At 40.4% G+C, this 25,646-nt stretch carries 24 protein-coding genes; 17 read left to right on the forward strand and 7 right to left on the reverse strand.

All coding sequences use genetic code 11. The annotated features are described in order from the left end of the window. The first annotated feature begins 9 nt into the window (after positions 1–9). Positions 10–804, forward strand: coding sequence for a YfkD family protein (locus ACTWPX_RS08825; protein WP_443119407.1), 795 nt, complete (start codon positions 10–12; stop codon positions 802–804). On the opposite strand, the gene ACTWPX_RS08830 is transcribed toward ACTWPX_RS08825, so the two are convergent. Then, the gene (locus ACTWPX_RS08830; RefSeq protein ID WP_443119408.1) at positions 774–1,661 is read right to left on the reverse strand and encodes a mechanosensitive ion channel family protein; all 888 of its coding nucleotides are present in this window, start codon (positions 1,659–1,661) and stop codon (positions 774–776) included. The genes ACTWPX_RS08825 and ACTWPX_RS08830 overlap by 31 nt on opposite strands. 137 nt (positions 1,662–1,798) lie before the next feature. Here ACTWPX_RS08830 and ACTWPX_RS08835 point away from each other — a divergent pair, with 137 nt between their 5' ends. The 10 genes from ACTWPX_RS08835 to ACTWPX_RS08880 all read left to right on the forward strand — a co-directional run bounded on the left by ACTWPX_RS08835 (position 1,799) and on the right by ACTWPX_RS08880 (position 12,698). Beyond that, a complete protein-coding gene (locus ACTWPX_RS08835; RefSeq protein WP_443119409.1) occupies positions 1,799–1,948 on the forward strand; it encodes an SE1561 family protein in 150 nt (49 codons plus the stop codon). Between the two features lie 115 nt (positions 1,949–2,063). Continuing rightward, positions 2,064–3,371: a Na+/H+ antiporter family protein gene (locus ACTWPX_RS08840; protein ID WP_443119410.1), complete on the forward strand. Its 1,308-nt coding sequence runs from the start codon at positions 2,064–2,066 to the stop codon at positions 3,369–3,371. 85 nt (positions 3,372–3,456) lie between these two features. Beyond that, positions 3,457–4,236, forward strand: a complete 780-nt coding sequence (gene pdaA, locus ACTWPX_RS08845) for a delta-lactam-biosynthetic de-N-acetylase (protein WP_281974886.1) — start codon at positions 3,457–3,459, stop codon at positions 4,234–4,236. A gap of 222 nt (positions 4,237–4,458) precedes the next feature. Next, a complete protein-coding gene (locus tag ACTWPX_RS08850; protein WP_443119411.1) occupies positions 4,459–5,328 on the forward strand; it encodes a DNA-3-methyladenine glycosylase family protein in 870 nt (289 codons plus the stop codon). Between the two features lie 158 nt (positions 5,329–5,486). Then, complete coding sequence (locus tag ACTWPX_RS08855; protein ID WP_443119412.1) at positions 5,487–7,358, forward strand: ATP-binding protein; 1,872 nt, start codon at positions 5,487–5,489, stop codon at positions 7,356–7,358. A gap of 522 nt (positions 7,359–7,880) precedes the next feature. Continuing rightward, positions 7,881–8,729 (forward strand): YitT family protein, encoded by an 849-nt coding sequence (locus tag ACTWPX_RS08860; RefSeq protein ID WP_128524090.1) that lies wholly within the window; start codon positions 7,881–7,883, stop codon positions 8,727–8,729. A 13-nt stretch (positions 8,730–8,742) separates the two neighbouring features. Then, positions 8,743–9,447, forward strand: coding sequence for a GntR family transcriptional regulator (locus ACTWPX_RS08865; protein ID WP_443119521.1), 705 nt, complete (start codon positions 8,743–8,745; stop codon positions 9,445–9,447). A gap of 411 nt (positions 9,448–9,858) precedes the next feature. Next, positions 9,859–11,427, forward strand: a complete 1,569-nt coding sequence (gene mbcS / locus ACTWPX_RS08870) for an acyl-CoA synthetase MbcS (protein WP_443119413.1) — start codon at positions 9,859–9,861, stop codon at positions 11,425–11,427. A 92-nt stretch (positions 11,428–11,519) separates the two neighbouring features. After that, positions 11,520–11,945 (forward strand): GNAT family N-acetyltransferase, encoded by a 426-nt coding sequence (locus ACTWPX_RS08875; protein WP_443119414.1) that lies wholly within the window; start codon positions 11,520–11,522, stop codon positions 11,943–11,945. Positions 11,946–12,026: 81 nt separating this feature from the next. After that, positions 12,027–12,698 carry a reverse transcriptase-like protein gene (locus ACTWPX_RS08880; RefSeq protein WP_443119415.1) on the forward strand — a complete coding sequence of 224 codons (672 nt, stop codon included), beginning with the start codon at positions 12,027–12,029 and terminating at the stop codon, positions 12,696–12,698. Positions 12,699–13,018: 320 nt separating this feature from the next. Here the strand turns inward: ACTWPX_RS08880 and ACTWPX_RS08885 are convergent, their stop codons facing one another. Next, positions 13,019–13,513: a L,D-transpeptidase family protein gene (locus ACTWPX_RS08885; RefSeq protein WP_443119416.1), complete on the reverse strand. Its 495-nt coding sequence runs from the start codon at positions 13,511–13,513 to the stop codon at positions 13,019–13,021. A 149-nt stretch (positions 13,514–13,662) separates the two neighbouring features. Continuing rightward, positions 13,663–14,559 carry a formyltetrahydrofolate deformylase gene (gene purU, locus ACTWPX_RS08890; RefSeq protein WP_443119417.1) on the reverse strand — a complete coding sequence of 299 codons (897 nt, stop codon included), beginning with the start codon at positions 14,557–14,559 and terminating at the stop codon, positions 13,663–13,665. Between the two features lie 154 nt (positions 14,560–14,713). Here purU and ACTWPX_RS08895 point away from each other — a divergent pair, with 154 nt between their 5' ends. The 3 genes from ACTWPX_RS08895 (at position 14,714) to ACTWPX_RS08905 (ending at position 17,153) form a co-directional block, all read left to right on the forward strand. Then, a complete protein-coding gene (locus ACTWPX_RS08895) occupies positions 14,714–16,138 on the forward strand; it encodes an aldehyde dehydrogenase family protein (RefSeq protein WP_443119418.1) in 1,425 nt (474 codons plus the stop codon). Between the two features lie 204 nt (positions 16,139–16,342). Further along, positions 16,343–16,768, forward strand: coding sequence for a hypothetical protein (locus tag ACTWPX_RS08900; protein ID WP_128524076.1), 426 nt, complete (start codon positions 16,343–16,345; stop codon positions 16,766–16,768). Positions 16,769–16,898: 130 nt separating this feature from the next. Continuing rightward, entirely contained in the window at positions 16,899–17,153 is a 255-nt protein-coding gene (locus ACTWPX_RS08905) for a hypothetical protein (RefSeq protein WP_128524074.1), read from the forward strand. Position 17,154: 1 nt separating this feature from the next. On the opposite strand, the gene ACTWPX_RS08910 is transcribed toward ACTWPX_RS08905, so the two are convergent. Next, the gene (locus ACTWPX_RS08910; RefSeq protein ID WP_443119419.1) at positions 17,155–17,424 is read right to left on the reverse strand and encodes a hypothetical protein; all 270 of its coding nucleotides are present in this window, start codon (positions 17,422–17,424) and stop codon (positions 17,155–17,157) included. 441 nt (positions 17,425–17,865) lie between these two features. Here ACTWPX_RS08910 and ACTWPX_RS08915 point away from each other — a divergent pair, with 441 nt between their 5' ends. After that, positions 17,866–19,494: a BCCT family transporter gene (locus ACTWPX_RS08915; RefSeq protein ID WP_443119420.1), complete on the forward strand. Its 1,629-nt coding sequence runs from the start codon at positions 17,866–17,868 to the stop codon at positions 19,492–19,494. Positions 19,495–19,623: 129 nt separating this feature from the next. On the opposite strand, the gene ACTWPX_RS08920 is transcribed toward ACTWPX_RS08915, so the two are convergent. Both ACTWPX_RS08920 and ACTWPX_RS08925 read right to left on the reverse strand, forming a co-directional pair. Further along, positions 19,624–20,325, reverse strand: coding sequence for a DUF5694 domain-containing protein (locus ACTWPX_RS08920; protein WP_443119421.1), 702 nt, complete (start codon positions 20,323–20,325; stop codon positions 19,624–19,626). A 334-nt stretch (positions 20,326–20,659) separates the two neighbouring features. Then, a complete protein-coding gene (locus ACTWPX_RS08925; RefSeq protein WP_443119522.1) occupies positions 20,660–21,580 on the reverse strand; it encodes a TIGR03571 family LLM class oxidoreductase in 921 nt (306 codons plus the stop codon). 577 nt (positions 21,581–22,157) lie between these two features. On the opposite strand from ACTWPX_RS08925, the gene ACTWPX_RS08930 reads away from it, so the two are divergent. Together ACTWPX_RS08930 and ACTWPX_RS08935 are read left to right on the forward strand one after the other, a co-directional pair. After that, entirely contained in the window at positions 22,158–23,933 is a 1,776-nt protein-coding gene (locus ACTWPX_RS08930; RefSeq protein ID WP_443119422.1) for a M3 family oligoendopeptidase, read from the forward strand. A gap of 41 nt (positions 23,934–23,974) precedes the next feature. Beyond that, positions 23,975–24,280 carry a 4a-hydroxytetrahydrobiopterin dehydratase gene (locus ACTWPX_RS08935; RefSeq protein WP_443119423.1) on the forward strand — a complete coding sequence of 102 codons (306 nt, stop codon included), beginning with the start codon at positions 23,975–23,977 and terminating at the stop codon, positions 24,278–24,280. 360 nt (positions 24,281–24,640) lie between these two features. Here ACTWPX_RS08935 and ACTWPX_RS08940 read toward each other — a convergent pair whose 3' ends face one another. Continuing rightward, complete coding sequence (locus ACTWPX_RS08940) at positions 24,641–25,585, reverse strand: RluA family pseudouridine synthase (RefSeq protein WP_443119424.1); 945 nt, start codon at positions 25,583–25,585, stop codon at positions 24,641–24,643. Positions 25,586–25,646: the final 61 nt, after the last annotated feature.

Consider the following 25,646-nt stretch of genomic DNA (forward strand, 5'->3'; position numbering starts at 1 on the left):
GCCCATGATGTGAAAAGAAAATGGTTAGGACTGATCGTATTTATTGGGATTATTACTTTAGTCAGTGCTGGTTCCATTTCAGCTGAAAATAAAAAGGCGGACAAAGAGAACGAGATCCCGAATCATGTATTAAATATATCTAAAGACAATACGTATCCGAATTCAACGGATGACCAGGAATTACTGGAAGCTGAGGAAATCACGAAAGAATTGATGGAAAACACGGAGGTTCGTATTACGAATCCTCAACTGATTGAAATGTTGAACGAAACCTCCTTAAAACCCTCCCCGTTCGCTATTGGATATCGAGGTGAAATCTTTTTAGGGAGATGGCCATTGGCCTATGAATCGAAAGAAACCAATATCAATTGGGAATATCAAGATATCAATAAGAATGAATTGAGTAATCATGGTGGTAAACAGACAGAGAACATCAGTTATGTACAGCAGGAAGAGAAACAGATCAAAGGAGGTTTGACCTCAAGAATCAGTCACAGTGAACAAATGATGAAATTGATTTTACTTGAGGCCCAGAAGAACACAAAGCTCCCGTTGTCCTTCAATACAGTCATAGGTAAAGGGACTAAACAAAATAACACGTATGCTGTCCCGACGAACAAAGTAGGTATTCTTCATGCTTATGCCCCTGCTGTCAACGAAAAAGGGGATGTAGCTTTCGGTGATGTGTACATCCAATTGAAAGGTTCGAAGAAAACACTGAATATCAAGAATGTGACCCGACAAGGAATAGGAGCATGGATTCCTATCCAGGATCACGTAAGCTTTTCGTTTGAATTGAAGTAACGATCATTTTCCTCACTGTTCTGTGAAGAATTGATTTCTACGCGCTGTTCTGCCATGAGGATGTTGTGATCATACATCGTTTCGGCAAGAATACGGCGTGTTTTTTTTGCGGCTGTCCAATAAACGAGGTCATGGACAAGCCCGGTGATCGTATATTCATAACCACGATGCTGGTCGTTCAAAGAGGACATGCCATAAACTTGGAAAGGTTCAAGCGGTTTATCAGCAAGATCCATTTTTATATAATCGCCCAGCTCTTCATTAAGTCGATCACATGCTTCTTCTAAAACACGGAACATTCGACGTGGATCTTCATGGAAGCTTGTTGTAATTGTTTCTATGACGCGCATATGTTCGAAATTGTAGTTCTCGATTGTTTTGATTTGTCCATTGCTGATGGTTAACAGTTTGCCGCTCCATTCACGCAACTTCAAAAACCGTAACCCAATATCTTCGACAGTCCCGTGAAAGGTATTGTTTAGGGTGATGAAGTCCCCTTTATGAAGCTGTTTTTCGTATAAAAGAAACAAACCGGCAAAAAAGTCCTTGATCAGGCTCTGGGCTCCGAAACCGACAATAATCCCTATTACACCCGCACCTGCTAAAATGTTACGTATTGGTATGAATTCATTTAGGACAATGAGTATGAAGCTGATAATCGCGGCATAACTGATGATCGAATTCAACATGGATTCCAGTGTTTTCTCTTTGCGCTCTTCAATGAAATCTGTTTTCTTGAAAAACGAGTGAATGATTTTTCGCAAAATGATGACAGCGAAAAAAAGAATCACGCCGCTGAGGAGAAGTTTCAAAGTAATTGTATTATCTATATAGTCAAATAGATCTGAAAGTGTCATAATCGTACCTCCTGTTCATATACGGAGAATATTATAGCATGTTTATCAGTTATTATGTCCCGCATGGACAGGTAAGTAAACTTGTACTATGATGGACATGGAAAAAAATCGATTGTGAATATAAAGGAGCATGAAAGATGACACAACACGAAAAAATCCAGGACTTGAAATTGAGATTAGCGGAATTCATGGGTCGTATCGAACGTCTGGATCCTGAAGAAACTTCCGTCGAAGATATAGATCGTTTAATCTCCATGTTAGAAGAGTTAGAAAGAAATATGGAGTAGTGAAAATTCATTTTCTGAATTGGCTCTCTTTTTACTTGAGGGTTGATTTTTTTAAAAATATGCTTTAACATGATAAATCGCTAATGCACGAAAATGTTTGAGAGGAGAATGTGTTATGGCTTGGGCAGTCGTCATATCTGTCCTCGTAATGACCGTGTTAAGTTTATTACGTGTGAACGTCATCATTGCCATTCTTGCCGCTGGTTTGACAGCAGGATTTATGAACGGGGAATCATTAAAGAGTTCTTTGGATATCCTTGTCGGCGGTATGGGGGATCAGGCAAGTGTTGCTTTAAGTTATATATTATTAGGTGCATTTGCCGTTGCTATCAGTTATTCAGGAATTACCTCCTTATTAGTCGGTTATCTATTGCGGGTGCTGAAAGATAAGCGGACGATGATTGTATTTGTCATTGCTGCTGTAGCAAGTTTATCCCAGAACGTAATTCCTGTTCATATCGCATTTATACCTATTTTAATTCCACCTTTGTTGAAGTTATTTGATGAAATGAAAGTTGACCGTCGTGCTGTAGCGGCAGCATTGACCTTCGGTTTGAAAGCCCCTTATGTAATGATTCCGATCGGTTTCGGCTATATTTTCCACGAAACCATCCAAACTTCTATGAAATCAAACGGAATGGAGCTGGGTATTGGATCGATCGCACAGTCATTAATCATCCCGGGTTCAGGGATGATTGTCGGTTTATTCATCGCTGTATTCATCACTTATCGTAAAAAGCGTGAGCCTGCCGCCCATTCTTTTGAAGAAAATGATGAGATGAAAGAGACGATTTTTGAAACGAAATTCACTCTTAAGCATGGACTGACCGTTGTTGCTATCTGCGTAACGCTGCTGATTCAAGCGGTTTGGTCGAACCTTATACTTGCCGCTCTGGCTGGACTTGTCTTGATGTTTGTCTTTCGGATTGTCCCGTATGCGAAAGGCGACAGAGTCGTAAATGATGGGATTGGAATGATGGGTTTCATTGCTTTTGTCATGTTAGTTGCCGCAGGGTATGCGAATGTTCTTACGGAAACAAAGTCAGTCTCGGCCCTCGTTGAAATCAGCTCCGAGTACCTTGGTAATAACCAACCGTTCATCGCATTCATCCTATTATTAGTAGGTCTTGTTGTCACAATGGGAATTGGTTCATCGTTTGCTACCATCCCTATATTAGCCGCTTTGTTTGTTCCTATTTGCTTAACTGCAGGGTTCTCTCCTATGGCTACAGCAGCTTTGATTGGCACAGCAGGTGCGTTAGGTGATGCTGGTTCGCCTGCATCAGATAGTACACTTGGGCCGACTTCGGGGTTAAATGCAGACGGAAGACACAATCACATTTGGGATACGTGTGTACCGACATTTTTGCACTACAATATTCCTCTGTTCTTATTTGGCTGGGCAGCTTCATTATTATTATAACCAAGCAAGTGGGGAATTTTCCCACTTGTCTTTTTTTATATTCTTTCCACCTTCACACATACTAAGAAAAAAGTGAGTGGTTGTTATGTGGAAGAAAATTTTGGTGGCTCTTATGTCCATCACCATCTTGTTTTTACCCAGCTATGTGTCTGCGGAAGGATGGGGATATAAGAAAAGCATGGACGGATCTGCACCTGATGTAGGACGGTACGGAGCAATGCTTGAAAAATATAATGGGTTTTATGTCGACCCCTCCGGAGACCCTGTAATATATTTAACATTTGATAATGGATATGAGCAAGGTTACACAGGACAAGTACTCGATATCTTAAAGGAGAAGCAAGTACCTGCCGCCTTTTTTGTTACCGGCCACTATATTGAGAGCGCTCCTGATCTATTGAAGCGAATGGCTGAAGAAGGACACTTGATAGGGAACCATTCATGGAGTCACCCTGATTTCACTAAAGTTTCTAAAGAAAAAATGAAGACAGAACTTTCTCGTGTTGAAGAGGCTGTAAAGAAATTGACTGGTCAACAAGTAATGACATACGTAAGACCGCCGCGAGGTACCTTTAATTCACAAACGCTAAAGTGGGCTGAAGAATTTGGGTACACTCATGCTTTCTGGTCACTTGCCTTCAAGGATTGGGAAACAAATAACCAAAAAGGATGGGAGTATGCTTATAATAGTGTCATCGAGCAAATTCATCCTGGGGCGGTCGTACTTCTTCATACTGTTTCTCAAGATAATGCCGAAGCTTTATCGCAACTTATCGATGAATTGAGAAAAAGAGGATATCAATTTGGAAGCTTGAACGACTTGATGATCAAACAGATGGTTCCTTCTCCAGTCTGGGGACTGTAATCTGACGCCATGCTTATGCATGGCGTTTTTGAGTTGTCCAGAAAGATTTCAGTGATAAAAAAATCAAGGCAAAAGGAGTTCATCTTGTCTACAAGTGTTATTATATGTAGAAATAAGTTTCAAAACCGATAAAATAGGCAACAGAGCGGAATGAAGGGTGGTTCAATTTGCCTATTATGAGTTTTTTGATAAAAAAAGATAGGAAAAAGGAGGAAATTTCACTTGTGGAAAGAAAGATTTAAAGCAACTAGTTTTTATGATTTTGATTACACTCTCCTTCGTTGGCAACTTGATCCATTGACTCAGTTGAATAAGGAGGAACGTTGGGTTGATATTCCCGTCAAGTTAGAAGGCGATTTTCACATTGCCCGTGTCCAGGGGCTAGGGACGACAGTTGAACCTGGTTTTGAGGTTTCGAGTGAAAGTGAGGAAGAAAAAGAAGCTATTCTGGACCATATTAAGGATTTGTTCCAGTGGGACAAAGACATAAAAAAGGTCCACCGTCATTTCTTAGGAACCAATCTAGAACAATTGTTTTCAGCACACCCGGGGACACCGATCGTCAAAGATTTTCATTTATATGACTGTTTGATGAAAGTCATCATACACCAACAGCTGAATATGAAATTCGCTTATACTTTGAGTACACGATTTGTTGAAAAACTAGGTAGTAAAAAAGATGGTGTCTGGTTTTATCCCTCTCCTCAAACAGTGGCAGAAACATCGTATGATACATTGAGGGAGCTTCAATTCAGTCAACGGAAAGCAGAATATGTAATTGATACTTCACGTTTGATTGCTGATGGTGAGTTGGACTTACAGGAACTTTCTGAAGAGTCTAATGAGGATATCATGAAGACGTTAGTGAAAATTAGAGGTATTGGTCCTTGGACGGCTGAGAACTGGCTTATGTTTGGAGTAGGACGGGAGAATCTTTTTCCAAAAGCTGATATTGGAATTCAGAACGCGCTTAAATTTTATTTTGGCATGGACAAAAAGCCGACGATCCAACAAATGGAATCTTGGAGTGAAAATTGGGAACCTTACTTGAGCTATGCTTCCTTAACTTTGTGGCGCAGTATAGAAGGATGAAGAAAACAGTCATATTTTTGCAAACGGTACCATATTATGTAATATTAAGAAAAATAAAGGTTAATTCATTTGGAAATATTCAAAATTTCACTTGATTACGTTATAATAAAAACTGTACTGGAAAATATTGAACGGCTAAAAGGAAAGAGGTCTTAATATTGGTAATAAGAGAGAGGTATTCTGACCAAGTTCATAGTGGGGAAATTTTGGATGTTTTAAGTTTGAATGGTACACCGGCATGCTTACTGGATTTGCGCTTACAGACAGTAACGCTCAATCAGGAAATGCAGGGAACTCTTCAACTGGAAAAAACAGACATGTCGTTCTCTCAATGGATCCGCAGCTTCCGTCATACTGCTCAACACCGCTTGCAACAAGTGTTGCATGAGCTTTTGACTGAAGGTTTACGGGAAACGTCTGTCCAGTTGACGGACAAAAATAATCTACAGGAGTATCACTGTAAAATGGTTCATCTTACAAATGGACAAATTACATTTACATTGAGAAGGTCAGTTGAACAACAACCGATAACTCCAGAACCATTGACTCTCTCTTCTAAGGAGAATGAAGAGAAGCGTCCCCCCTTGAATCAATTCACCGGAAAGCAAGGGAAGAGACAAACCATTCATTTTTCCGAAACTAATCACGCCCGGTCGAATCATCGTATGACTCAATTGGTAGACAAGTTCCCCCATGGCTTAGCGATTATCAATCATAATTGGGAAGTTACCTATGCGAATCCAAAAATGGAGGATTTGACAGGTGTATCTTTCTTTGATAATTATGAAAGGAAGTTATGGGATATCTTCCCGATTGATGAATACTATTATTTTTTTCAGAACTACTTAAGAGCTATGGAAACACAGGAAACGATAGAATTTGAGGGATTTTTGAAAAAGACAGAACTCGCTGTCCAAGTCACTGTCCATCCGACAGCATTGGGGATAACAGTTTTCCTTCAGGATGTCACGCAGTATAAAAGACATTTAGAAGCATTGAGAAACTCAGAGGAAAGATTCGCTTTACTCGCTAATAATATGAAAGATGTCTTTTGGATCAGTCAGCCGGAAGATGATGAGCTTCACTATATCAGCCCGGCTTTTCAAAGCCTGTTCGGAATTTCCAGGCGTGAGGTCTTGGAAAATCCAACTATCATCATGAAATGTATTCATGAGGCTGATCGGGAGAAAGTAACGGCCGCATTTCACCAGATGGCCGAACAGGAGCGGGAAATCGATTATCGGGTGGAAAGTATGGATGGAGTGTCAAAATGGGTTAAAACAAAAGGATTCCCCGTTGACTACAATGGTAAATCCTACGTCCTTGGTATCCATGAAGATGTGACGGAATATAAAGAGATGTTGGAATTCAAGGAGAAATCTCAACAGCTTTCTACGATTACTCAAATGTCTGCCGGCATTGCTCATGAAATTAAAAACCCTCTCACAGCTATCAAAGGATTCTTACAGATTGGCGCAGCAAACCCTGAATTGAGAGATAATTACCAAGAGATCATTTTGGATGAAGTCAATCGGATTGAAGCGATTGTCCAGGATTTCATGATGTTGTCTAAGCCGAAGTCCTCCCTCCAGCTTGAACAAGTCGATCCTGAGCAACTGGTCTCTTATGTATTAAGGCTGTTGGAGCCTGAAGCGAATGAAAAGCAGATTCTTCTCTTGTTTGATTGTGAAACAACTCAGGGTACATTTGAAACAGAGCCGAAACGCATGAATCAGATTTTGATCAATCTTGTCAAAAACGCGATTGATGCTGTAGATTCAGGTGGAGAAGTCCGGGTGAGTATTGAAATGTCAAGCGAAGAGCTAACGCTTTCCGTTAGAGATAATGGTCCAGGACTGACATCCCAAGAACTTACTAAAATCGGTGAGCCTTTCTTTACTACCAAAGAGAAAGGAACGGGTTTGGGTGTCATGGTAACGAAGAAAATCGTTGCTGATTTGAACGGAATTATTTCATATGAGAGTCAAAAAGGAGCAGGGACGACTGTTACTGTACGCTTACCAAAATAAATATAGTAGGGGAGCATCAACACTTCGAAGTGTTGATGCTTTTTTGCTGTCTGGGAATTTTAGTATTTCCACAGCTATGGAGGGCTTGCCAGGCGGTTGCCAAGTATATGATTTTATGTTCTATTCTAATGCAATGAATCGCGTCAATCGGTTTAGTGTGCAATTCCTGGTTTATCTCCCATACGCTTATTAATTAATCCATAACACCAAAAACATGGGTGAATAGTAATGGAATAGACTGGAATATCTTTTGGATAACTAACGAAAACCTTATCCTCACAAATTGACTGCATATTATAAATATCGGCATTTTTTGATAATTTATAAAATATTCTTTCCAAAGAAAATGGTTTCACAACACTTAATCTTTTGAAAATTTAGCCTTCAATCGCTTACAAAAAATAAAATATTTTTTTCTGAACAAAGCTGTTTACAAACGGTTATAAGGGCTCTATAATCCCGATTGTACTACAATTTTCGTTCGACAAATTTTTCATATACCACAGAAAAGGAGGCTTTCTGATGTTTAATAAAGTGTGGTCATTTCTTTTAATGAATTTAGGTTCACTAGGAGTAGCAATAAATGTTCATTTCTTCTTGTCACCGAATGATTTAGCTACAGGAGGAGTCAGTGGTCTATCAATCGTTTTGAATAAAGTGTTCCCAGACCTGTCACTTGGTCTTATTATGATTATATTGAATGTCATATTATTCATTGTCGGTTTTATCTTTTTAGGATTTCAGTTTGGACTCAAAACGATTTATGCAAGTTTCGCTTTGTCCTTCATGGTATGGGGGCTAGAAGCCTATTTTCCAATGCAGGAAGCTTTGAGCAATGACTTATTGATCCAGTTGATCATCGGTCAAATTATCGCTGCTTCTGGTATGGCATTAGTTTTTCATCAGGGAGCTTCTACAGGCGGAACAGATATCCTTGCTATGATCTTGAATAAATTCTTTTCTATCGAAGTCGGGAAAGGTGTTCTATTCTCAGACATCGCTATTGCTACATCGTCGATTTTCCTATTTGGTCCTACTGTGGGGATGTACGCCTTCTTCGGAGTGATTTTAAACGGACTCGTCATCGACTATATGTTGCAACAGTTTGAAGATAATAAGGAAATCGTCATTATCAGTCGGGAAAGTGAGCTGGTACGCCACTTCATCGTAAATAAATTGAAACGAGGAGCGACCATTCACCAGGCTAAAGGTGCGTTTAGGCAAGAAAACAAAGAAGTGATTACGACGATATTAAGTCGGAAAGATTATACTCGCTTGAAAAAATATATGACATCTGTGGACGAGCAAGCCTTTATCACCGTCCATTCAATGAATGAAATTCTTGGTGAAAACTTCAAACGTTTAGCATAAAAGGTGGGATATCATCCGAAGACAAACATTTACTGATACCGTAAAAGAGAGACAATCACGGACAGAGGATGTATATGAATATTTGAAGGAATTTATTTTATTCCGAAAAATTGCTCCGGGTACTCAACTTGTCGAGAAAGCGATTGGAAAAGAACTTAAAGTTTCTAGAACGCCGATTCGCAATGCTATGAACAGACTTGAAAGTGAAGGGCTGGTCAAAATCGTTTCCAATCGTGGTGCTTTTGTGGTCCAGCCCACGAGAGATGAGATACGCCAGGCATTTGATATGAGACGCCACTTAGAGAAAATGACAGCTGAGTTAATTCATGAAACGATCTCAGAAGATGATCTTCTCCAAATGAGTGAGTGGATAGAGCATGAAAAAAAGACCTACGAGACAAAAGATATCCTGCAATATTTAGAAGTCAATAAACAGTTTCATATGTCGTTGGCTTTAAAGACTAAAAACTCTTTCCTCATCGATTTTACGGAGCGGATTCTTGATCAAATAAATGTCTATTTAATGTTATATGATGTCTTTTTCGATGAAAATCTTGATGAAAAGAAACGTTTTAAAGAACATGAGTTAATATTGGAAGCTTTCAGAGGGAAAAACCTCGGACGGTTACTTCATTTAATCGATCAACATATGGAAGCGAGTCTTCGTTATATGTCTTTGGATGAAAGAGATCGGTTCGAGTATATAGATAAGAAATAGAGCCTTTAGGTTGTGTGAAATACAACTCAAAGGCTCTTTTTCTTTTTGAGGCGTAAAATCTTAATGAAAGCTGTAAGGTTTATGAGTAAGAGCGTAATGACCGACGCAATCGTATAGTTGAAATTATTAGTCACAAATGAAATAAAAAGAAAAGGGATGATCATAAAGGTCGATATGAAGAGAGCGAGCTTTGGTGTCAGCGTATGTATCTTCATTGGACGTGTTTCCATTCAGCCACGGTCCTTTCTTTTTCTTATATCTCATTATAGGAGAAGGTTTAATTATCTGTCAATTTAATAAGGGCAATTCTGTTTCCTGTGGTCAAATATAGTATTTGAAAGATTTAGAAAACTTGATATAATGGAAATGAACCAAACTGAACAGTCGCTCATTAAAGGGGAGGAATAGAAAATGAACAGAGAAGAATTGATTGCTCCTGAAAGATACAATGTTGTCTCAGAAATGGAGAAGTTTGCGGATGAAGCTGGTCGCAAAGCATTGTTATGGTTGAACGAACAAGGAGAAAAAAGAGAAGTTACATATGATCAATTGATGAAGAATGCAAACAAAATTGGAAACGCTTTCCTTGGGCAAGGTCTTACACCAGGGGATAAAGTGCTCGTGATGATTCCAAGGCTGATTGAGGCATATCAAGTCTATATTGCTGCTCTTAAAACAGGGCTTGTAGTTATCCCGAGTTCTGAAATGTTGCGGACAAAAGATCTACAATACCGTGTATCACATGGTGAAGTCAGCGCTGTGGTGAGCTATCATCCCTTCACAGATCAATTTCACGATGTGAAAGAATTCGAACGACTTATCACTTTTTCTGTAGGCGGGTCTAAGGAAGGCTGGCTCGCTCTCGATGAGTTGATGGAAGATTACAGTGATGAGATGGTGCTCGCTGATACTTCAAGAGATGATATGGCATTTCTATCATACACTTCAGGAACCACTGGGAATCCTAAAGGTGTCGTCCACACACATGGGTGGGGATATGCTCATTTGAAGACCGCTGCAGATAAATGGCTCGCAATCAAAGATGGTGATACCGTGTGGGCTACAGCTGGTCCAGGCTGGCAAAAGTGGATTTGGAGTCCGTTCTTGTCGGTGTTAGGTACAGGGGCACAAGGCCTGATTTTTCAAGGTAAATTCGACCCGAAGAAATACTTGAGCTTGATGGACGAGCACGAGGTGAATGTGCTGTGCTGTACACCGACAGAATACCGTTTGATGGCGAAAGTCGATAATTTATCAGATTATAGGTTATCAGGATTGCACAGTGCTGTTTCCGCCGGTGAACCATTAAACAGAGAAGTCATTGATACGTTCACAAACCATTTTAATGTTACGGTCAGGGATGGCTATGGTCAAACAGAAAATACACTTCTTGTTGGTATTATGAAAGATATGGAGGTGCGTCCAGGCTCAATGGGACGGCCAACCCCGGGAAATCAAGTGGAGATCATTGATGAAATGGGAGCTCCAGTAGGGCCGGGGGAGGTGGGAGATATTGCCGTTCATCTGGATACCCCGGCGCTTTTCAAAGAATATTTCAAAGATCCAGAACGAACAAAAATGTCAAGGCGCGGAAATTATTATGTAACTGGGGACCAAGCAGCAAAAGATGAAGATGGATACTTTTGGTTTGAAGGTCGGAGTGATGATATTATCATCAGTTCCGGCTATACCATCGGACCTTTTGAAGTTGAAGATGCACTCGTCAAACATTCGGCTGTCCAAGAGTGCGCGGTTGTAGCGAGCCCGGATGAAGTTCGCGGGAACGTCGTCAAGGCCTATATCGTCTTGCAGGATGGATATGAAGCAAACGAAGATTTAACCAAGGAATTACAGAGCCATGTTAAAGACTTGACCGCTCCTTATAAATATCCAAGAAAAGTAGAATTCATTAAAGAATTGCCTAAGACAACATCAGGGAAGATCAGACGTGTAGAACTCCGCCAAAAAGAAAACGTCTAGAAATGACGAAAAACCTGAAGGTCGACTATGATCTTCAGGTTTTTTACTGCGAATATTAAGGTGAAAATTAAAAGGAAAGAGGTGTACTTGTCATGTTACGGGAAGCAAATACCAGAGATGCAGAAGCTCTTGTGCCATTGATGAAAACTTTAGGATATCCAACAACAGTAGAAAAGATGAGAACCAGAATGGAAAGGATCTTTTCTAAGGAAGAGTACCAAACGTTTGTATGGGAGGAAAATGAGAAACTATCAGGTATGATAGGGATGAGATTGAGTTACGCATATCATACGGATGAACCTCATGTTAGAGTCATTGCCTTTGCTGTATATGAAGATAGTCAGGGCAAGGGTATTGGAGGGAAGCTTATGAAAGCAGCAGAGCAATGGGGGAAAGCAAATGATGCGACTACAGTGATGCTGAACAGTGGCAACAGGAAAGAAAGAGAGGCTACCCATGAAATTTATCGTCATTATGGATTTGAAGGTACAGCGACAGGCTTTTACAAACACATCTAGTAAAGGAGTTTTTAAATAATGAGGCAGATAGGAGGGTACAATTAAAGGAAGAGGTAATTAAACGGAAAAGGAGGGAATGAAATGAAAATCACAATCGAACTTACATATAAGACCCCGAAGAAAACAGAGGCCTTTTTCAAATCAGAAGAAATGTCAGTGGGGGAGGCACTTCTCATTGCTGAGGATTTAGAGCGGTCGGGCAGAGCACATCGTATAACTTTTGTAGATAACTATGATACGACATGGAAGATGAAGGATTTGAGAAAGTATCTGGCAGGTTTAGAAAAAGAGCCACATCATCTGACCGTTTATTTTGATGGAGGATTTGAAATCGACAACCGTAAGTCAGGGTTAGGATGTGCCATCTATTATGAGCAAAATGGTAAATCCATGAGATTAAGGAAAAATGCAAAAGTGGAGGAACTTGCTACAAACAATGAGGTGGAGTATGCAGCTCTATACTTGGCCATCCAAGAACTGGAAATGCTTAACGTGAAAAATCTTCCGGTAACTTTTTCAGGGGACTCACAAGTGGTCATTAAGCAATTGAATGAAGAATGGCCGACTATGGATGACGTTTTATTGAATTGGGCGGAGCGAATTGATGAAAAGTTGGAGCAAATGGGTATTACTCCAAGTTTTGAACTCATCACCCGTAAAGATAACCGGGAAGCAGATCGTCTGGCCACTCAAGCATTGAATGGCGTAGAAGTTACAAGTACGATTGATCGAGATGAAAAAAGAGGGCAGTAATTACGAGGCTACTGAAAAAACCTTTTCAATCTAGAGGAGCTGAGTTGAACGATAAAATCGCCCAACTCAGCTTTTTCTTTGATGTATAACTCAGAAATTCGCAGTTCTTCAGTAGCCACATAATTACAAAGGTGATGGGCTTTGCCATTCTCTTTTAATGTAAAGTTTTCGGAGGCTTCTATTTTCTGTTAGGAAGGAAAGGGGGAGCTCGTTTTTATTTGGGAAATCACTGGACCTAACCCCGCTCAGCTCCTGTTCCCCCTCCCCTTTCTGTATCTGGTGCAGACGAACATAGAATAATTTGGTTGATTCTTTATGAGCTAAAGATGAATGGTGACAGGCGTACCGATTGGAATAGTCCTGGCTAGTTCTTCAACATCATCGTTGAACATCCTGATGCAGCCTTTGGATACTGCTTTACCAATAGAACTTGGATTATTTGTACCGTGTATGCCGTAGTGTTCTTTGGACAAGCTCATCCACATCGTCCCAAATGGGCCGCCCGGATCGGGTGCTTTATTTATGATTATGAAATTTCCGGTGGGAGTGTTGGACAGCATTCTGCCAACAGCGATGGGATATTGTTTTTGTAATATCCCATTTTTATATAAGCGTAATTGACGATTGTTAACAGATATATCGATCCTATAAGGGATGGTTTCTATCGGGGGAAAACCAGGGATTTCGAGTCTTTGGCCGGGATAAATCAAATTAGGATTTGGGATTTGGTTTACAGACAGTATTTCTCCAAGAGGAGTACGGTAGTCTCTTGAGATTTGCGTTAAAGTTTCCCCGGGTTTAACCGTATGGATCATGTAGATCGCCTCCACAGAAAGATTTCTCTCTACGAACATTCTATGTCCAGGTTAAGGAGAATTTCATAAAAAAACAAAACCTGGAAGGGGACCAGGTTTTGTTTATAGACAGAAAGGTGACCAAAAGCCATTGTCCTTTACTCATTCGCTTAAAAAACGATTGTCTTATTCTCGTGAACGAGGACGCGATCTTCGATTTCCCATTTCACAGCTCGTGCTAATACACTGCGTTCAATCAGTCTTCCCTTTTTCTTCAAATCATTGACACTATTGCGATGGTCTACTCGAATGACATCTTGCTCAATGATAGGTCCTTCGTCCAAATCATCTGTGACATAGTGGGAGGTTGCGCCGATCAGTTTGACTCCACGTTGATAAGCCCGTTTATGAGGGCTCGCTCCAATGAATGCCGGCAAGAACGAATGGTGGATATTAATAATGCTTGAAGGATGAGTCGCTACAAACTTTGGTGTAAGGATTTGCATATATCGGGCTAAAACGATCAAGTCGATTTTATACTCCTCAAGTAATTCAAGTTGTTTTGCTTCCACCTCATTCCGGATATCTTTGTTTGCTGGGATGTAATGAAAAGGTATACCGAAGGATTCGACCAGCTCTCGTCCTGTTTCATGGTTACTGATTACAAGCGAGATATCTGTCATGAGATCTCCGCTTTCCCATTCATATAATAATTCCCTTAGACAGTGAAGTTCCTTGGAGGCGAAAATGGCTGTCCTTTTTAAATTGTGTAAAAAGCTCATTCGCCAATTCATGTCAAATTGGTCAGCAATGGATTGGAAGTCTCTTTTCAACATTGTTTCTTTATCTTTTATATTATTCGATGCAAAAACGATGCGGAGAAAAAAGGTCCCCTCAACATGGTCTGTTGTATACTGGCTTGATTCTACAATGTTGGCTTCATGTTCATATAAAAATTTGGAAATGCTTGATACGATCCCCGGTTGATCGGGACAACTGACAAGTAATCGAGCCTTGTCCTCGTTTTTAGTCAGATATTGTTGGATTTGTTGATTAGTCGAAGACATGATTCCTCACCTTTCCTTATTGTTGTACCAATTATAGAGGAGTAAAGTGCTTTTGAGAAGTGGAGCAGAGAACAGATAATGTTTGAAAGTGGAAAAAAACGGTTACAGTCTTTCAGAACGATAAAAAATTCGTTTACTAAAGGAGACGTGTAAAATGCGTAACTACTTGAAGCACTATATAAATGGAGAATGGATAGACTCAACAGGGGATGAGACAGAAGATGTCATCAATCCCGCTACAGAAGAAGTCATCGGTACCATCAGTCTAGGTACGAAAGAAGATCTTGATAAAGCTGTAAAAGCAGCCCGTGCTGCCTTTCCTTCTTTTTCTCAAACTTCAAAACAGGAAAGAATTGAATTACTAGAAAGAATTGCCCAGGAATATGAAAAAAGAAAAGACGATATAATCGAAACGATTACAGACGAATTGGGTTCTCCCTTGTCGGTATCAGAAAATGTACATTATATGATGGGGTATAATCATTTTGCCCAAGCGGCAGAATCACTGAAGGAATTTTCTTTCATTGAAAACCGAGGCGGGCATATCGTCATGAAAGATACGGTCGGTATCAGTGGTCTTATTACACCTTGGAACTTCCCGACAAATCAGACGTCCACTAAGATTGCAAGTGCTTTTGCTGCCGGTAGTCCTGTCATATTGAAGCCTGCAGAGCTTACGCCGTTCGCTGCTGTCATTTTAACAGAAATATTTGAAGCGGCTGGTGTACCGAAGGGTGTATTTAATTTAGTGAATGGTTCTGGCTCAGTGATCGGTAATGGAATCAGCTCTCACCCGGATATCGATTTTGTATCGTTTACAGGTTCAGGAGCTGTCGGTCAAAAAATTATGGAAAATGCATCTGAAACAATCAAAAACTTTGCCCTTGAGTTAGGTGGGAAATCGCCACTTGTCGTCCTTGATGATGCAGATGTTGAGCAAGCTGCCAGAACAGCGGTTGGACATATTGCTACAAACACCGGTCAAGTTTGTTCCGCAGCAACTCGTGTTCTTGTTCCATCTTCCATGAAGGAATCCTTTGAAAAGGCTGTTAAAAATGTTCTTCCTGAATTCCCGGTTGGAAATCCACGAGAAGACAATCGTACTGGTCCCTTGGTTGCGAAGAAACAGTGGGATACTGTCCAATCATATATTGAAAAAGGACAGGAAGAAGGAGCTACTCTTCTTGTCGGTGGAACAGGTAAACCTGAAGGATTGGATAAAGGTTATTATGCAAAACCGACTGTCTTCACAGATGTGAAAAATGACATGGTAATTGCTCAGGAAGAAATTTTCGGACCGGTCATGTCCATCATTACCTATGATTCCATTGATGAAGCGATTGAGATAGCTAATGATACGTATTATGGTTTAGCGGGCTACGTGGTCGGTGAAAATCCAGAGAACCTAAGAAAGGTAGCTTCAGGAATCAGGGCTGGGCGTGTAAAAGTGAATGACGCTGAAGCTGATTTTGCTGCTCCATTCGGTGGCTATAAACGGTCAGGCATCGGAAGAGAGTGGGGAGATTACGGAATTGAAGAGTATTTGGAAACGAAAACAATTTTAGGCTTCCCTGAATAAAGATAAGAAACAGGAGTGGGCATCACTCCTGTTTTTTTATCTTTTTTTGTATTTATATAGGAACTTTTTATAATTATATGAAACTATCTCCATTTTTTTCCGTAGTATATAGTATACAATCATATTTTATTGAATTTACATACAGATAAATTGGAATAAAATACCTATTTTATGTTATGATAGACATGGTAAAGAGGTGAGAGGATGGGGAGAAAACTTTTAGTGTTGATTGGAATCGTGACATTGATTGCCAGTTGTGTCGTCTATATTGACCAAAGGTACTTTTTTAATCCTGTCGTTTTCAGTAAAGATGCCATCACTCCCCATAGCTGGAGTGATTATGAACGCCCTTTGACGCTTACCTATTACAGTTTGGATGGGGAAGAACGGACGTCATACAGGGTTGAGCAGGAAGGGGATATCCGTCAATTCCTAAAGGCGATGAAAAATTCCCCTCAAGCGCAAGAAACAGAAGAAACGACCGAGATTAATGGTGCACTGAAATTGAAGAGTAATAATGACACTCTGCTTGAAGTATATTTTTATTCTGATTACTGGCACGTGCTTAAACAAGATAGGTCAATATACCAAGTGACACAAGCATTAAAAAGATTAATCGATAAATTATAGCCAGCGAGGTTCTGAAAGTGGACCTTGCTGGCTTTGTTGTTTAAAAAAGATACTTTTCTTTCTTAAAAAAATAGGGTGTAATATACTTGGGAAGGATATAAACTGAACAATCATTTGAGGAGGATGCCGAATGAGTAAGTGGTTTACTCATATTTTCAATATACTCGTCGGTTTGTTGATTATTGCAGAAGGTACTGTTTATATATTCATGAATAATAAGGATGGGGAACTTCATATTAGAAGTATGATTATGACGGTGCTGCTTCTATTGGCATGGGCGATGTCATATCGGAAGCAGCTGACTAGTGATAACCAGAGTGCTTGGCTGATTTTAACCATCATCATTATGATTCCAATGATTTTACCGTGGCTATTTTTCATCTGACTTATAATAGCCACATGGATAGCCCGAGACTAGCAAAAATGAGTGCCGAGGCCAGGTAAATATACCCGTAGACTTGGTGCTTCCTTGCTTCGTCATCTATTTCAACAGCACCTGCAAAAACAAGAAAAAAGATGCCGACTATATATAAACTTATTTCTACTCCTGAAAACGGATGGGATTTGACCAAAAGCCATCCTTCCAGGGGGAATACAGTCACCAATGGAAGGTATAACGGATTACACCGATCTCTCCACGATTTTTCTTCAGCCAACCTCAACCCCTCCTTCATGTATTCTATAGTAATTTCACAATTGATCAAACGAAAAAATAAAAATCATCTTCATAAATGTGGACGGCTGTTATGCTCGCATTTTCCACTTACATGACAGTTAACTCCCTCTGCGTTTTAACATATAGGATTAATAACACCATCGGATTCAATTAGATAAGCTAAATGAGCTGCTTCATTCCCCTTTATCTTCTCCTGGATGTCGCAAATTGTCGTAATTGAAAGATTATCCCCGCTTCCTGTGCTTATGTCTTTCAGAATAGGGTATAAACTATACAGACCATATTTGTCCCCTGTCTATACAATTGTTACAATGATGCTTGTGTATTTAAAAGATGTTTCAACATTCCACCCCTCTCCTGCATGTTTCAACCCTTTAAAGAACAAACTAAATTACAATGAAGATGAAAGGATGTATGTCACTTGAAAACGAAGTTGATTGATTGGCCTACTTTTATTGGCGCATTGATTTTACTATTCGGTGTGACGATTCCACTGATTGTTTTCCCTGAAGCTGGGAAAGTGTTCGTTTCCGAAGCAAATGCATTCATGACTGAGAACTTCGGTGTTCTTTATATGATCATGGGTTTTGTTATCTTTGCTTTTCTTATTTTTGTAGCTTTTAGTAAGAATGGGTCGATTAAACTTGGCGATGAAGGGGAAAAGCCTGAGTTCAGTACTTTTTCATGGGCAGCTATGCTGTTCGCTGCAGGAATCGGTTCCAGTATTTTGTATTGGGCTGTAATTGAATGGGCTTATTATTACCAGGGCCCTCCGTTTGGGGTAGAGCCGGGATCCAAAGAAGCGATTCAATGGGCTTCTGCGTATGGTATATTTCATTGGGGACCTATTGCATGGGCGATTTATACATTACCCGCCCTCCCGATAGCATATTTCTATTATGTGCGGAAGAAACCAGTACTTAAAGTAAGTGAAGCTGTCCGCCCGGTTTTAGGCAAAACGGTTGATGGTCCATTGGGAAATCTCATAGACATTTTATTCATGTTTGGGTTACTAGGTGGAGCCGGAACAACATTAGCTCTTGGAACACCTATGATAGCACAGGGAATCAACAGTTTGACCGGTATTCCGGTAACTCTTGGCATGAAAACCGCCATCATGCTTTTGTGTACCATTATTTTTGCCGTCAGCTCATATTCTGGTTTGAAGCGTGGTATTAAGGTTCTGAGTGATGTGAACCTTTGGCTTTCGTTATTCCTGCTTGCCTTTATCTTCATTTTTGGGCCTACGCGCTTTATTAGTGAAACGACGTTCAACTCTTTAGGAATTCTAGCTGATAACTTCTTTAAAATGGCCACGTGGATGGAGCCATTCGGAAACTTGGGTCAATTTGAACTGACAAGCTTCCCCGAGAGTTGGACGATCTTCTACTGGGCATGGTGGCTAGTGTATGCACCATTCGTAGGTTTGTTCGTTGCCAGAATTTCCAGAGGGCGCACAATTCGTCAAATGGTTCTTGGCACAATGGTTTATGGGACGATAGGTTGTGTGCTTTTCTTTGGAATCATGGGTAATTTCGGTTTGTATATGCAATTGACAGGAAGTTTTGATGCGATTGCATTTATGGATCAATATGGAGCTCCAGCCACGATTATTGAGATTATTAATCAGTTGCCATTGGCGAAATTCATGGTTCTGGTCTTTACGGTATTGGCGATTATTTTCCTTGCCACGACGTTTGATTCTTCCTCTTACATTCTGGCTTCTGTAGTTCAAAAGAATGTAGAGGGAGAGCCGCTGCGCTGGAACCGTCTTTTCTGGGCATTTGCTTTGTGTATCATGCCTCTGGCTCTCATGTTTCTCGGTGGTTTGGATACTTTGCAGACAGCAAGTATTGTCGGTGGTTTTCCACTGATTTTCATCATGTTCTTACTTGCATGGTCATTTATGAAAGCTTCTAATACAGATATCCGGGAATCGGATGATTATGAACCGAGTACTATCCATATTAAACGTTGGAAGAACAGAAAGAAAAAGAAAAAACGTTCGGCACTTGAAGCACTTGAAGACAAGCCTGAAAATGAAGATTAAAGATTTAAAAGCAAACCTCTCCACTTACTGGTAGAGGTTTGCTTTTCGGGTTTAATTTCCATATTAACCCACCTCAAGCCATCCAGAATCTGGATGGCTTGAGGTGGGTTTTTGGTTTTTTACATAAAATTATGTATCCAGATAAGGGGTGACGGAGGGAAGGTGAAAATCCCCGCTATCCTTAATGAATCCTTGGAGAAGATGAAGATGATCACTGCCGATTAACACAAGGATGCGATCATTTGGCTGGGCGATTCTGGCAATATTAGCGGCAATAGCTAAATCTCTGTGGTGCCACTGTTTTAACCATTGTACACCGATCTGATGTTGACGATCTCCGACTCGAGCGAGCTTTATATAAATTCTTTGAAGTTCCTTTATATAATCAGAGTCGTTGATATAACGCAGTACGTCCAGCACTGTCTCACCTTTTTCCATCTTTTTTAAATGTGACTGAACTTGGAGGATTTCTTTGAAAAGTTCCGGCTGATGCTCTTTAGCCCATTCAAAAACTTGATTCAAAGAAGGGGAGGCCATATCCACAATTTCATCGACAGGGTGAAGTTGCGGGAGATTTAATTCATGGGCGATTCGAAAAGCGAACTGTTCAACTTCGTCATACGCAGGCGCCAGATCCCCGTTCAGAAACTCACGATATTTACGCATCAACTCTTCTTCAATTAAGAATGATTTTTCAACAGCGATTTTCGTAGGTCGGAATTTTTTTAGTGAATGGACAATATCTTGGATCTGTTGTTGCTGATCATTTACTTTCTGTGGGTCCATAGCCATATGAAAAGTGCCGACCAACATTATTTCAGGCTTGTTCATTTCCAGTCTCCCCCTTTTCGTAAGATACTTATATACTCAGGAGCTCAGCTTCATTTCTAAAGAATATCATAAATTCTTTGCTACGGAAGAACTGCAACTTTCAGAGTTATGCATCAATGAGAAAAGCTGAGCAGGACAATTTTACACTTCAACTCGGCTTCATTATTTCGATGAGATTCGGGTTCTTACTACTCCATGAGCTTTAGTATTCGCTTTATATTGACTGTGAATATCGTCACCGGCCCTTGTACATGCAAAGTGGATTTCGCTTATAAATCAAAAAAAATATTCTTTTTAGATGGACAGCGTTGATTCCACGATGAGCGTTTGTTGGTCATGGGGATTGGCGGAATAATGGAAGAACGTCTTCACCGAGTTCCTGCATCACTTCACTTATAGGGCGCTTATTCTTTGACAGTCCGAACATGAGATGATTGACTCCTATGGAACGGTATTCTTCAATTAAATTTATAAGATTTTCACGCCCCACTCGATATCCGGCTGGTATTTTTTCAGCGGGATGAGAGGGGTTGTCAGATAACTCTAAAGGGAGCGGCATGAGGAAAGGGCGGAAGACATCCCCATGATAATGTTTCACTCTTTCTCGATACTGTTCGATGGTCTGTTTCTGCTGCTCGGGCCGCTGGGGGTAAAACATCCATCCGTCTCCATGTTCAGCAATCCAATCTATTGTCTGCTGACAATAACCGGTCATTAGTGTAGGAATGCGTTTCGCCGGTTTAGGTACCACGTTGGATTTTTTCAACGCTCCATATGGTGATTGCAGTTCTGGAAACTCTTCATATATAGCTTTATTAAAAAAATGAAAAGCCTCTTTGAACCACTCTCCTCTTTCCATGATCGGAATATTGAGACCTTCAAAATCTTTCCTGCGGTCGCCTGAAGAAATACCGAATATCATGCGTTCTGGGAAGAGCTTTTCAATGCTTGCTACTTCTTTAGCTGTACGCAAAGGGTGACGTAAAGACATCACAAGGGCTGCGGTTCCCAGGTTTATGGAGTTTGTATGTGAAGCTAAATAAGTCAAGTAGATAAGACTGTCGAAAATCTGTCCAGTGGCTGGATCTTCAAAAGTCGGGTCTTCCAGTAATACGTCTTGAAGCCATAGACAGTGGAAGCCCATCGTTTCAGCTAATTGCGCCATTTCAATTTGGTCAGTCATTGAAGGGGGAGTCTTGTCATAATTTTCTAATGGAATAGTGAGTCCGAAGCTAATGTGGTTATCTTGTAACATGGTTTGGTATCCTCGATGGTTTTGAAACAATTGGACCCCTCCTTTTTAGAATAGATTCTCTCCTAATTATAATGAGGATGGAATAGAAGTTCTAACCAAAAAGGTTGGAGAAACGGAAAGACCCCGCCCTTCCAGAGGACGAGGCCTTTCCTTATGATATTTATAGAACGTAGATGGCTAAATAAAGGACCGTGGTCAAGAAGGCGGAACCTCCTGCAACACTTGCAATTTCTGTTGCATCATATTCGATACGTTTTTTCATGCTGAAAGCCCCTTTCTGTTATTTGAATTCAAAAAGTCATGCATGCAATTTTTTACAGTCTACTTATTAGACGATTGAATAGTCAGAAAGGTTTCATTTATGTTACAAAAATATATCATTTTTATTTCTTTGGTTTTCAACAAGAACTAGCAAGTAGTCTACTTCCTTTTCGCAAAACTGCATGAATCGCTCCAATTGCTTCCTCCTTGTGCCATTTCCATTCTCAAGGTTATCGGAACGTGTGAAAATTCTGATATAATGAAAGAAGCTAGTATTAGGAACATGGTGTTTACATAGAAAGGAAGGGACTTATTCATGGCGGAATATAATATGACATGGGATTTAGATAGCATTTTTGAAGGGGGCAGTGACTCACCACAATTAAGAGATTATATCAAACAGACAGAACGTCATCTTAGTGAGTTGGAAACTCTTCTTCTATCATTTACACCTCCACGCAACACAGACCAGACAAAAGATTTATCTACCATCCTGGAAAACGTTCAATTAGTGATAAAAAGATTAGGAGAGTTCGGTGCTTACGTCAGTTGTTTGAATGCACAAGATGTTCACGATGTAAAAGCTGGTGCTTTGCAATCCAAGAGAAGCGAATTAGGCGCCAGGTTGGATAACCAATTGACACAATTGGACCAAACACTTGTACAAGTAGATGATGACGTATGGAAATCATTAATGAACCAGATTCAATTTAAAGAAGTATCTTTCATACTTAATGAACGTCGTCAACTGGCAAAGGATAAATTGGAAGTGAAGCGGGAGTCTTTGATCAATGATCTGAGTGTTGATGGCTACCACGCATGGGGCCAGATGTATGACAGTCTTGTTGCCAAGCTTTCTATTACGATGGATGGGGAAACATTATCTGTCGGGCAGGCATCAAATAAATTGGATTCTTCTAATCGTCGGGTTAGAAAAGAAGCTTTTCAAAAGCTGCAAAATACATGGGCAGGAGAAGCGGATCTTTTCAGTGAAACGTTGAATCATTTATCCGGCTTCCGTCTTCAGACGTATAAGCATCGAAATTGGGAGAATATATTGAAAGAGCCACTCGACTATAATCGTATGAGTGAACAGACATTGAATGCAATGTGGGACACGATTACAGATTACAAAAAACATTACATTCCTTATATGAAGAAGAAAGCTCAGAAGCTTGGTTTGAATCAATTAAGCTTTTATGATGTAGAAGCACCTTTGGGAGACACAGAAAATACGATGAGCTTCCAAGAGGGAGCAGAATTCATCATTAAACAGTTCCGGCAGTTCAGTCCTAAAATGGCCGATTTTGCAGAAATGGCATTTGAAAAGAGTTGGATTGAAGCTGAAGACCGGCCGGGAAAGCAGCCCGGTGGTTTCTGTACAAGCTTTCCGGATAGTGGAGAGACTCGCATTTTCATGACTTATTCCGGAAGCCCTTCTAGTGTTGCTACTCTAGCGCATGAACTGGGACATGCTTATCATCAGCACGTGATGACCCAGCTTCCTGTTTTGAATCAGGGGTATGCAATGAATGTGGCGGAAACAGCCTCCACTTTTGCAGAAATGATTGTTGCTGATGCAGCAGTCAAACATGCAGCAAATGAGGCGGAAAAAATGAGCTTACTGGAAGATAAAGTACAGCGAAGTGTAGCTTTCTTTATGAATATACATGCCCGCTTCTTATTTGAATCTCGCTTTTATGAAGAGCGTGAGGAGGGTGTGGTTTCTGCGGAGCGGCTTAATGAATTAATGATAGAGGCTCAAAAAGAGGCCTATGTAGAAACGTTAGATGAGTACGACCCTACTTTCTGGGCTTCAAAACTCCATTTTCATATTACGGATGTACCTTTTTATAACTTCCCTTACACGTTCGGTTACTTATTCAGTATGGGTATTTACGCAAAAGCTTTGGAAGTGGGAGCCGATTTCGAAAATCAATATATTGCCTTACTTCAGGATACTGGCAGGATGTCTGTTGAAGAGCTGGCAGAAAAACATTTGGGTGTCGATCTTAAGAAAACGGATCTTTGGGAGCATGCCCTGAAGCTTTGTTTGGCTGACCTTAATGAATTTATGGAGTTAAGCGAATAGATATTAGATTAAAATATAGTCTGGTAAAGGAGTGACTGAAGGTGGAAGAAGAACGTATTCCAGAAGAGGTGAAGCAGGAGAAGGTCTCACAATTGGATGGGTGGAAGTTGACAGAAGAAAAATTCATCGTGAAGCGCTACAGGTTTCGTAAGTTCCTGACGGGCATTCAATTTGTCAATTCAATCGCTGAATACTCTGAGGACATTCAACACCATCCATTTATAAGCATTGATTACAAAATGGTCACATTGAAGCTGACTTCCTGGAATGCCAAAGGGCTGACTGAACTGGACCTTCAATGTGCAGTGAAATACGATGACCTTTATCATTCCTTTAAAGAAACGTAATACAAACGAGGCTGTGACAAAAGGATTTTTTCCGTTAGAAAACCCGAACGAAAATTCGTTCGGGTTTACTCTTGATATATTCCACCCTATTGTTCGTCTTTTCCAGTGGCAGTTAGTGTTGTCCCAGCCCGTTATTATAGGAGTCGAATGCGTAAGTGCCTCGAAAGCCTCGACAAGCTTAAGAACAATCTTATTGTGAAGTGGACTTTCTTCACAATAAGAATGGACTTAAGACCTCGAGAGGCTAGGCACTGAAGCTGGAAGGAGTCGAATGTGTAAGTGCCTCGAAAGCCTCGACAAGCTTAAGAACAATCTTATTGTGAAGTGGACTTTCGAACGACCACTCCACACATATTGTACTTAAATTCCTGTATTCTCATCTCCCAATTCTTCTATTTGTTCACTTGTGAAGAAGGGTGAATCCGATGAAGGCTTTGCCAAACATTTGATTTCTTTTTCTGTAAAAGGGTGAATCAATGTCAATCTTGCTGCATGTAGAGCTTGATTGTAATCAAAACTGCCTTTACCCCCATACATCTTATCACCGACTAAAGGATGCCCGATATGACTTAAATGGACGCGAATCTGATGGGTTCTCCCTGTTTGTAATTGCAGTTTTATGAGAGAAGCCTGATGGGCAGGGTCATAAGTGATCACCTCATAGTGAGTGACAGCAGGCTGACCTCCTCCAGAAACACGTCTGCGAACGGGATGGTGACGGTCTTTTCCGATCGGTTGGTCGATTTCACCCCGTTTTGGTTTTACTTTCCCTTGAGCCAAAGCGATATAAGTGCGTTTTATTTTTCTCTCTTGCAATTCTTTGCCAAGCATTGCAATCGCCAAATCGTGTTTAGCAAATAGAATCGCCCCAGATGTATCACGGTCCAGTCTGTGGACATATTTAGGTGTCGATTCGATTCCATTCATCAGAAAATAGAAGGCGACGCCGTTGACTAGAGTGTCATGATCATCTGGAGTATTCGGGTGAGTGAAAATGCCCGCAGGTTTATTGACGACAAGAAGGTGGTCATCTTCATATATGACGTCAATGTCCATATAGGTCGGAGTTACCTCTAAGGGTTGCGGACGGAATAAACGGATACGCAGGGTGTCTCCCTCTTTCACTTTTGCTGACTTCCAATGAGGGTTTTCATTATTAAGTGTAACTTCCCGATTTGAACGGAAACTGTGCATCAATTTCCGGGGGACGTTCCATTCCTTTTTTAGTATTTTTTCAATGGTGTAACCATTCCATTTTTCAGGAATTTGGACTTCCAGCCAATCTCCGGTACGTTTTGTTTTCATCTCTACACCTAACTTCCATTAAATTACTGAATATCCGGTCCAATAAAAGGCCATATTGTTA

This window comes from Halobacillus sp. H74 (assembly GCF_052246715.1).
GTDB lineage: Bacteria > Bacillota > Bacilli > Bacillales > Halobacillaceae > Halobacillus > Halobacillus litoralis_A.